This is a genomic window from Pseudomonas sp. P5_A12 (genome assembly GCF_056400685.1).
The window spans coordinates 1-8,446 of sequence record NZ_JBFUKU010000231.1 but is presented as its reverse complement, the minus strand read 5'-3'; the positions used below and the strand labels follow the sequence as shown (position 1 = coordinate 8,446).

Genomic DNA, 8,446 nt, shown 5'->3' with positions numbered 1-8,446 from the left:
ACGATGATGCGACTGATGTACCGCAATCGCGAGCAAGCTCGCTCCCACAGGGGAGTTGTGATGGGATTAACTTTGTTTGGCATTTTTCAGGCACTTTAGATCGTTGAAGTCTTTTCGCACCCCTTCGATTTTCTTCAACAACTGCTGACGCTGGGCTGGCGTGCTCTCGGCCATCAAATCCACGATCAACCCGCGAGCCTGAGCCTCGGTGTTGGCGTAGGCCTGGCGATAGGTCGGTGTCCATAAACTCTCGCGATTGACCAGAAGTGTCTCGATTCGCTGTGGGAAACCCGGGCTATGGCGCTGGGCAACGGCGGCGCTGAATTGCGTCTGCCAGTGCGCGCGGTTGGCGATCCATTGTGTGTTCTGATCACCCAAGGCCTTTGACCAAGTGACGACCCGTTGTTGCTGGGCGGGGCTCAGCGGGCCAAGCCAGTCATCCAGACGTTTATCCATGCGTTCGGTACGCTGTTTGATCTGCTGATCAAGGGTCGGTTTGAGGAATTCCTCCTGCCGTTTGCGCAGGTCCTTGGCGAAGGCGTCATTCATTTCCGCGACTTGCTTGTCATCAAGGCCCTGTAACAACTCGACGGCCGACGGGGTGATTTCCCTGGCTGTCTGGGCGATGGCGGCTTTGGCTTCCCGCGTGCGGGCTTGCAGCGCGGCGTCGGTGACCTGGTTGGTTTCGACCATTGTTTGCAAGCGGTCGAGCCATTCCATGTAGACCGGCAGTTGCGTGGTGCAATGCCAGTCCAGGTGTTCCTTGAGACGTTCGTTGAACCAGCCTTTCTGCTCGCCGCTCATGTCCAGATAGTCGTTGAGTGTCCATGGAATGATCACGTCGAGGTTGCGGTAGGCCAGGCCCACTCGGCTGCACGCGCCAATGGCGAAGCTCAGGATGAGCAGAGCGGCGAAACGAATTAACCAGCGCGACATGGGCAGATCCTTGCTAAGCGTAGGTTCTCATGTGAACTCAGGATGAACCTGGCAGTTCAGCTGTTCAATAAAACGAGTGTTCAGCCTTGAGGGTGACCAGCCCGTCGCATTCACTGTTGTGCCCGGAATAGGCAGAGCAACCGCTGCCACTGAGACTTGAATCACTGTAGATCAGGTCCAGATCAATGCCCATGAACGGTCGGGAAAGTTGCACCGACCAATCGGTAAAACTGCCGATATACCCATCGTCTACCGATACCGGTGTGTAGAGCTGGTGGGTGGTGTATTTCATGCTGATCCCGATGCCAAACGGTTGATTGCCGCCGAGGTCGGCAAACAGTGTCCGGTTCAGTTTGTCCGGGTCATTGCTGAAGGCTGCGCCAAAGCGGCTGCCGAGCAGGGTCAGGCCGCCGAAGAGTTCCTGGCTGTCGAGGGTGTCCACTTTCGGATAGCTGTAGTGGATCATGCCTACTTCGTACCCGAGGGTTTGATCGAAGGGCTGTTTAAACCCCACGTAGGAATCCACTTCAAGGTTCTTGCCCGGACTCAATCCCATGCTCGGGGCCCATTGGCCAACATAGAAACCGCTGTCGTGGGTCAGGTCGAGGCCACCATGGAATGAACCGGTACTGGAAGGCTTGACCAGCCCTTGGGCCATGCTGCGGCTGGGCGTAGTGCCGAGCTTGAGGTCGAAATCGCCCAGTTCACGCTGGAAAATTTGCGCGTTGGCGATTGGGCATGCCAGCAACGTAAAGAGCACTATGAGAAAGGGTTTGAGCATGCGTCACTCCATTGACAGCGAGGAGCAGGAATCGAAAATCTGCTGAAACGCTTGTTCTAGACGTGTGCAAGCATACCGGCGAAAGCTCGGCATCGAGGGCCGTTCATCGATTTTTGAATTATTGATTTTTTTTCGGGGTGTTGCGGGAGGGTTCCAGTCCAAGCGCTTCGAGGCTCAAAGCGCTTATGGACCAGTTGACGCGGCGGATCTTTGGGGGTGTTACTTCTTGCCCAAAGTGATCTGCTTGGACGGGCCGAACGTCTGGCCGCTGACGCCTTTGGCAATTTGCTGGATTTCACCACCGGACTTGAGGAACGCAGCGATCTGGTTGTTGATCGATTCGCTGGTTTCAACGGCTGGAGCTGGCTTTGCTTTGCTGTTGGATGCTTTTACACGCATGGCGGCCATTAACCTGTAGAAAATTAACTTGGCCAGGCATCGTACAGGAAATACTTGACAATTGCTTGGCTAATATCCCCTCAAAATACACATCGCCGGGCTGTAATTTATCTAGGGTGATAATCTGAAATAGATCTCTAACCCGCTGTTTTAAATAAGAACGTGGGTAAAAATAGCTAAGGTCTGAATGGGCTGGCACGTGACAAATCCCCCTTGTCGGGCTGACGAGTGGCGAGGTCTGCGGGGCCGCCCCCCAAGGAGAATCAAACTTTACAGAGTATTTTCTTTCACCACCGGGCCGGCCAGCGAACGTCGCCCGCAAAACCGGGTAGAATGCCGCCCACGTAATGAGGGTATTTGAAATGGCTTTAATCGGGCGTTACAACAGTTTGCAAGTGGTTAAACACACTAACTTCGGTTTATACCTGGACGGTGGGGCGGATGGCGAAATCCTGTTGCCTAATCGTTATATCCCCAAAGATATTCCCAGCGAAGATGAAGACTGGCTCAACGTTTTTATTTATCTGGACAGCGATGACAAACTCATCGCAACTACTGAAAAGCCGAAAGTTCAGGTCGGTGAATTCGCCAGTTTGAAAGTCGTTGAAGTCAACAGCATCGGCGTTTTCCTGGATTGGGGTCTGCCGAAGGACCTGCTGCTGCCGTACTCCGAAGAAAAACGCCAGATGACCGCCGGTGAGTATGTGGTGGTGCATGTCTACCTCGACAAGCACACCCGTCGTATCACCGCGACCGCGCGACTGGATCGCTACCTGGACAAGACCCCGGCCAGCTACACCCCTGGCCAGGAAGTGGATTTGCTGGTGGCCGAAGCGACCGATATGGGCTTCAAGGCCATCATCAACAACAAGCACTGGGGCTTGATCCACAAGAACGAAATCTTCAAGTTCATGCGTGCCGGCAAAGAAGAGAAGGGCTTTATCAAGGAGGTCCGCGCCGACGGCAAGATCAGCCTGAGTCTGCAACCGGTAGGCGAAGAAGCCGCCACCAGCCTCAACTCGAAGATCCTGACCAAGTTGCGTGAAAACAACGGCAGCCTGCCGGTCAGCGACAAGAGCGACCCAACAGTGATCACCAGCATGTTTGGCGTCAGCAAGGGCAACTTCAAGAAAGCCATTGGTGCGCTGTACAAGAATGGCCAGATCGTCATTCACGCGGATCGCATTGAACTAAGCTGACCTCCCAACTGGTCACTTAAGCCAACGCCCACTTTGTACCAGCTTGCTTCCGGCTCTGTAGCAGCTGTCGAGCCCCGGCGAGGCTGCGTCCGGCTGCGMARCAGTCGTAAACCCTGTACGCGCGGACTTTCTGAAACACCGCATTGCATGATTTTACGACTGYTKCGCAGCCGGACGCAGCCTCGCCGGGGCTCGACAGCTGCTACGGACTGTGTCGCTCTTTAACTGATCAGCATAAGCCCTGTGTCGGGCGTTGTTTTTATTTTGCCGAGTTTCTGCCATGGATTGTGTTGTCGAGGTGTCACGGTGAGCGCCAGCCGGCGTAGCGCCGACGGATTTGCCCTGCAAGTGATGATCGGGTTGTGCCTGATCTGGGGCGTACAACAGGTGATCATCAAGTGGGCGGCGCCTGACATCGCACCGGTCATGCAGGCGGTGGGGCGGTCGGGCATTTCCGCATTGCTCGTAGGATTGCTGATCTGCTGGAAGGGCGGCTGGGATCAGGTCGGCGCGACTTGGCGTGGCGGCTTGTTGGCCGGTGCGCTGTTTGGTCTGGAGTTCTTCTTCATCTCCGAAGGCTTGCAATTGACCACGGCGGCGCACATGTCGGTGTTCCTTTACACCGCACCGATTTTTACCGCGTTGGGCGTGCATTGGTTGCTGCCGAGCGAGCGTTTAAGGCCTTTGCAGTGGTTGGGGATTTTCCTCGCCTTCGTCGGGATCGCCATTGCGTTTGCCGGTGGTGTGTCCTGGGACAACCTCGATCACCGAATGTTGATGGGCGATGCGCTGGGCGTACTGGCTGGCGCCGCTTGGGGGGCAACCACGGTGGTGGTGCGCGCTTCGCGTCTGTCGGAAGCGCCGGTGACGCTTACGTTGTTCTATCAACTGATCGTCGGTTTCGTTGGCCTGGTGCTGATCGCGATCCTCAGCGGCCAGATCACTCACGTCAGCCTGACCGCAGTGGCAGTGACCAGCGTGCTGTTCCAGGGATTGGTGGTGTCGTTCTTCAGTTACCTGACCTGGTTCTGGCTCTTGCGCCGTTATCTGGCGGCGAACCTGGCGGTGTTCTCGTTCATGACGCCGCTGTTCGGCGTCACGTTCGGGGTGATGTTGCTGGGGGAAGAACTGAGCCTCAACTTCGTCATCGGCGCCGTGCTGGTGTTGCTCGGCATCACGTTTGTCAGCGCTGAGCAGTGGGTGCGCCGTCGTTTGCGCAAAGCCCTCGGGCAGTCCTGACCGGGCGCAGCAACAGGCTGCCGGCAATGAGCAGGCCGCTGCCGGCAATGATCAAGGCGGGCTGCAAACCGCCACTGAAATGGCTGCTCAGGGCGGCCAGCAACGGCCCGGCGAGCTGAYCCACGGCGAAGCACGCGGTCAGCAACCCGGCGTTGCGCTGGGTGGCGTGGGGCGCCAGTTCGCGGGAAYGTTGCATCACCAATTGCATGCACGCCAGAAACGGCGTACCGCACAACATCACTCCCAGTGCCAACCCCATACCGCTCCCCAACAGGCAGGCGAAGACCCCGGCGGCTTGCAGCCACAAGGTGATCATCAGCCAATGGCGTGTGCCATTTGGGGATTGTCGACGCAGGCTCACCATCATCACGCCGACAGCCGACGCCAGGCCGAAGCAGGGCCAGAACAGGTCGGCCTGCCACTGACCCTGAAACTGCGCGTTGGCCATCTGCGAGAGGAAGGTGGCGGGGATGATGTAGCCCAGACCGTACAAGCCATAGATCACACCCAATCGAGCGATGCCCTGTTGATCCGGCGTGACGGCGATGGGGGCCGCCACCAGCTTCGCCGCAGGTTGTGGCAGGAATGGCAGAATCCCCAGCAGCATCACCAGCGCTACGCCGGCATACACCAGCCACAATGTCGCGGAAGTCTGCCCCAGCAGGTTCGAGCCCAAAGCCAGCAGGCCTGTGAGAAAAATCCCCAGGCCCGGTCCGGCAAATACCAGGGCACCCAGTCGTGGACGACCGGCCGCTGTCGCCAATGGCTGGCTCAGTGCGGTGATCATCACCAACACCCAGGCACTGGCCACGCCAGTGCCAAAGCGCAGTAGCAGATGCGACCAGAATCCGTTGGCCCAAAACGACGCCAGGGTCAGCAGCACACACAGCCACAATCCTCCCAACAGGCGCTGACGGACTTGCGCCGGTTTGCGCGAGAACATCGCATCCAGTGCACCGACGAAGTAGCCAAGGTAATTGGCGGCGGCAATCAGGCCCGCCGCGGTCAGGTCGATCTGACCTTCGCTGAGCAAGTGCGGCATTTGCGGAGTCAGCGCGAAGCGCCCGATGCCCATGGCCATCATCAGGGCGATAAAACTGGCGAGTAAGCGAATCAGCGGGGACATAGTCTGAGTTCCGGTAAAGGATCAATGACCGTCAGGCTAGGACTGATTGACATTCATTAAAAATGAATAATAGTGAGCAACTTGTTCTGAATTGGAGAAGGTCGTGGAGTTCAGCCAATTGCGGATCTTCCAGGCGGTGGCGCAGGAGAGTTCTATCACCCGTGCTGCCGAACGTTTGCATCGGGTGCCGTCCAACCTGTCGACACGCCTGAAACAACTTGAGGAGCAGCTCGGTGTAGAACTGTTCGTCCGCGAGCGTCAGCGTTTGCAGTTGTCGCCTGCGGGAAAAGTCCTGCTGGACTACACCGCCAAACTGTTCGCCCTACACGACGAAGCCAGTGCGGCAGTGCAGGGCGGGCAACCGGCCGGGGACTTCGTGCTCGGCACCATGTACAGCACCGCGGCGATTCATCTGCCGGGTTTGTTGGCGCGTTATCACCGCAATTACCCGGCGGTAAACCTGCAAGTGCAATCGGGGCCCAGCGGCGAGCTGCTTGAAGGTCTGCTCAGCGGTCGACTGGATGCGGCGCTGGTGGACGGTCCACTGGAGTTCGCAGGGCTGGACGGCGTGCCGTTGTGCGACGAACGGCTGGTGTTGATTACTGAGGCCGATCACCCGCCGGTGCGCAGTGCGCTGGATGTGGAAGGGCGCTCGGTGTTTACCTTTCGTCAGGGCTGCTCCTATCGGATGCGCCTGGAGGCCTGGTTCGCCCATGACCATGCTGCGATGGGCCGGGCGATGGAGATCGAATCCTATCCGGGAATGCTTGCGTGTGTGATTGCTGGCTCAGGCGTGGCGTTGATGTCGGAGTCGATGCTCGCCAGCCTGCCGGGCCGCGAGAGCGTGGCGGTGCACCCTTTGGCGGAACCATTTGCCAGCGCAACGACCTGGCTGATGTGGCGTAAAGGCATGGTCGGGGCCAATTTGAACGCGTGGATCGAGCAGCAGCAGACGGTCTATCCGACGGCACCGGTTCAGGCCCGGGCGATTGCTTGAACGACCGGTCAGGCATTTTGTTCAATTCAGTAACAGATCATTGCGTCTTTTGATGAGCATTACGTAGGACTTCGGACTATTATCAGTGCGAAGCGACCTCAGAATTCCGGTCGCCCGGCACTACCCTGAAGGGGGCACCATGAAAGAGAAAATCCAAAACTGGCTGCACGATCTGGGTGTTGCACTCGGTTTGATCGAACCGCCTCTGCAACCTGTGCCTATTCGTACGGACGACGAGCAGCGCCGACGCCAGCAACGCCGCCGTTAGTCGCGCCGCATGTAGCACATGTAGCAGCTGTCGAGCACCGCGAGGCWGCGTTCGGCTGCGCAGCAGCCGTAAACCCCTACATGCTGCGTCTACCTGACACACGGCAAAATCTGATGTCACCGACGGCTCCGTCCGAATAATGTGGACGGCCCCGAACGCAGCCTCGCGGTGCTCGGCAGCTGCTACAGATCAGGCAGATGCCAGAGACCGGGCAAATTCAATGCCGCCCGATCTCAATCAAAAACCGAATCAAATCGTTCACCGTCCTGGCGGTCTTGAGCAGCGGGTCTTCCTCCGCCGTAAACGCCGTCAACCCCAGCTCATCCTCCAGATGGAAGATCAGCTCTTCGATGTCCTCTTTATCCAATCCCAACTCCGCCAGGCTGGCATCGTCGTCGTAGTCATCCCGGCCCTCCAGCACACGGCTGATGAATTGATGGACGGCGAGGCGAACGGTGGCTCTTTTCATGGTCGCCCTTCGAGGGCGATAGTGATATTGGCCCTGCGCTTGAGTACAGCAGGCTTCAGCCGTGTGAGCGCTGCCACTCGTCAATCATTGTGCGCAAATGCTCCCCCGAGAAACTGCCGAAATGCCCGCCATGCACCGTGCGCACAGGCAACTCGCGCAGGCGTTGCAGGCTGCGGGCGTAGTCGTCGAGGTTGGAGTGGTAGGCGTCTTCGACCAACGGGCCGTCGTAGATGATGTCGCCACTGAACAGCGTCTCGGTCGCCGCTTCGTAGAGGCTGATGCCTCCCGGTGAATGCCCCGGTGTGTGCAGCACTTGCAGCACGCGGTTGCCCAGGTCCAGCACATCGCCTTCTTCAATCATGCCCGTGGCGGGTGCTGCTTTGACCCGGTATTCGGCGTAGCACAACGGGCAATCGGGGTGCGCCTCGAACATGTCGTCGCCGACAAAGGCTTTGCTCAAATCGTTGTCGCCGTCCGGCGCGGCAAGGATGTCCGCCTCAGCCGGGTGCACCAGCCGTTCAGGAAACTCGTGATGCCCGGCAATGTGGTCAAAATGGCAATGACTCGCGACTGCCACCAGCGGCCGTTCGGTGATCCACGGCAATTGCTCGCGCAGGCTGACCAACCCGGAACCGCTGTCCAACAGCAGATCCTTGTCGCGACCCTGTATGTGCCAGAGGTTGCAGCGATAGAAAGGCCGGATGTAGGGCTCGTGAATCAGGCGGATGCCGTCGCTGAGCTGTTTCAGTTCGAACCACAGATCGCGGCTGACGATCTTCATAAGCACTTTTCTCCAGGCCCCTCCGTGTCAGGCTACCTGTCACCCTTGTTGATTGACTCATTCATTCAAGAGGGCGAAGGTGCATAACAATGTCCAATCTAGGCAAACGCTACGACGACGACTTCAAAGATTGGGTCGTCTTGCAAATGATGCCGCCTCTAAATCGCTCAGTGGCAGAACTCGCCATTGCGCTTAATCTCACGCCTCAGTCACTGCGAAACTGGAGACAAATGGCTAGAGATAAAGGTTTG

Annotated in this window: 11 protein-coding genes; 5 read left to right on the top strand and 6 right to left on the bottom strand. The window is 57.9% G+C overall.

Translation table 11 applies throughout. The annotated features are described in order from the left end of the window. Nucleotides 1–66: 66 nt before the first annotated feature. The 3 genes from AC1DSG_RS23465 to AC1DSG_RS23455 form a co-directional block, all read right to left on the bottom strand. Nucleotides 67–936 carry a DUF6279 family lipoprotein gene (locus tag AC1DSG_RS23465; protein ID WP_477793020.1) on the bottom strand — a complete coding sequence of 290 codons (870 nt, stop codon included), beginning with the start codon at nt 934–936 and terminating at the stop codon, nt 67–69. A 64-nt stretch (nt 937–1,000) separates the two neighbouring features. Next, nucleotides 1,001–1,717: a TorF family putative porin gene (locus AC1DSG_RS23460; RefSeq protein ID WP_477793019.1), complete on the bottom strand. Its 717-nt coding sequence runs from the start codon at nt 1,715–1,717 to the stop codon at nt 1,001–1,003. Nucleotides 1,718–1,936: 219 nt separating this feature from the next. After that, entirely contained in the window at nt 1,937–2,125 is a 189-nt protein-coding gene (locus AC1DSG_RS23455) for a hypothetical protein (protein ID WP_017337097.1), read from the bottom strand. Between the two features lie 353 nt (nt 2,126–2,478). Here AC1DSG_RS23455 and AC1DSG_RS23450 point away from each other — a divergent pair, with 353 nt between their 5' ends. Both AC1DSG_RS23450 and AC1DSG_RS23445 read left to right on the top strand, forming a co-directional pair. Continuing rightward, the gene (locus AC1DSG_RS23450; RefSeq protein ID WP_477793018.1) at nt 2,479–3,315 is read left to right on the top strand and encodes a CvfB family protein; all 837 of its coding nucleotides are present in this window, start codon (nt 2,479–2,481) and stop codon (nt 3,313–3,315) included. Between the two features lie 306 nt (nt 3,316–3,621). Further along, on the top strand, nt 3,622–4,554 hold the full coding sequence (locus AC1DSG_RS23445; RefSeq protein ID WP_477793017.1) for a DMT family transporter: 933 nt from the start codon (nt 3,622–3,624) through the stop codon (nt 4,552–4,554). Here AC1DSG_RS23445 and AC1DSG_RS23440 read toward each other — a convergent pair. Continuing rightward, the gene (locus AC1DSG_RS23440; RefSeq protein ID WP_477793016.1) at nt 4,499–5,680 is read right to left on the bottom strand and encodes an MFS transporter; all 1,182 of its coding nucleotides are present in this window, start codon (nt 5,678–5,680) and stop codon (nt 4,499–4,501) included. The two genes, AC1DSG_RS23445 and AC1DSG_RS23440, sit on opposite strands and share 56 nt — an antisense overlap. A gap of 103 nt (nt 5,681–5,783) precedes the next feature. Between AC1DSG_RS23440 and ptrR the strand changes: the two genes are divergently transcribed. Both ptrR and AC1DSG_RS23430 read left to right on the top strand, forming a co-directional pair. Next, nucleotides 5,784–6,677, top strand: coding sequence for a putrescine utilization regulator PtrR (gene ptrR / locus AC1DSG_RS23435; RefSeq protein WP_477793015.1), 894 nt, complete (start codon nt 5,784–5,786; stop codon nt 6,675–6,677). 139 nt (nt 6,678–6,816) lie between these two features. Next, a complete protein-coding gene (locus tag AC1DSG_RS23430; protein ID WP_007914492.1) occupies nt 6,817–6,945 on the top strand; it encodes a PA1414 family protein in 129 nt (42 codons plus the stop codon). A gap of 217 nt (nt 6,946–7,162) precedes the next feature. Here the strand turns inward: AC1DSG_RS23430 and AC1DSG_RS23425 are convergent, their stop codons facing one another. Both AC1DSG_RS23425 and AC1DSG_RS23420 read right to left on the bottom strand, forming a co-directional pair. Beyond that, the gene (locus tag AC1DSG_RS23425) at nt 7,163–7,414 is read right to left on the bottom strand and encodes an acyl carrier protein (protein ID WP_477793014.1); all 252 of its coding nucleotides are present in this window, start codon (nt 7,412–7,414) and stop codon (nt 7,163–7,165) included. A 55-nt stretch (nt 7,415–7,469) separates the two neighbouring features. Continuing rightward, nucleotides 7,470–8,195, bottom strand: a complete 726-nt coding sequence (locus AC1DSG_RS23420) for an MBL fold metallo-hydrolase (RefSeq protein ID WP_477793013.1) — start codon at nt 8,193–8,195, stop codon at nt 7,470–7,472. An 89-nt stretch (nt 8,196–8,284) separates the two neighbouring features. Here AC1DSG_RS23420 and AC1DSG_RS23415 point away from each other — a divergent pair. Continuing rightward, a partial coding sequence (locus AC1DSG_RS23415) for a transposase (protein WP_477793021.1) occupies nt 8,285–8,446 on the top strand: 162 nt, incomplete at its 3' end.

Excerpts from the sequence above, each read along its gene's own strand:
- AC1DSG_RS23465 (WP_477793020.1), bottom strand. The coding sequence starts at position 936 with ATGTCGCGCTGGTTAATTCGTTTCGCCGCTCTGCTCATCCTGAGCTTC.
- AC1DSG_RS23460 (WP_477793019.1), bottom strand. The coding sequence starts at position 1,717 with ATGCTCAAACCCTTTCTCATAGTGCTCTTTACGTTGCTGGCATGCCCA.
- AC1DSG_RS23455 (WP_017337097.1), bottom strand. The coding sequence starts at position 2,125 with ATGGCCGCCATGCGTGTAAAAGCATCCAACAGCAAAGCAAAGCCAGCT.
- AC1DSG_RS23450 (WP_477793018.1), top strand. The coding sequence starts at position 2,479 with ATGGCTTTAATCGGGCGTTACAACAGTTTGCAAGTGGTTAAACACACT.
- AC1DSG_RS23430 (WP_007914492.1), top strand. The coding sequence starts at position 6,817 with ATGAAAGAGAAAATCCAAAACTGGCTGCACGATCTGGGTGTTGCACTC.
- AC1DSG_RS23425 (WP_477793014.1), bottom strand. The coding sequence starts at position 7,414 with ATGAAAAGAGCCACCGTTCGCCTCGCCGTCCATCAATTCATCAGCCGT.
- AC1DSG_RS23420 (WP_477793013.1), bottom strand. The coding sequence starts at position 8,195 with ATGAAGATCGTCAGCCGCGATCTGTGGTTCGAACTGAAACAGCTCAGC.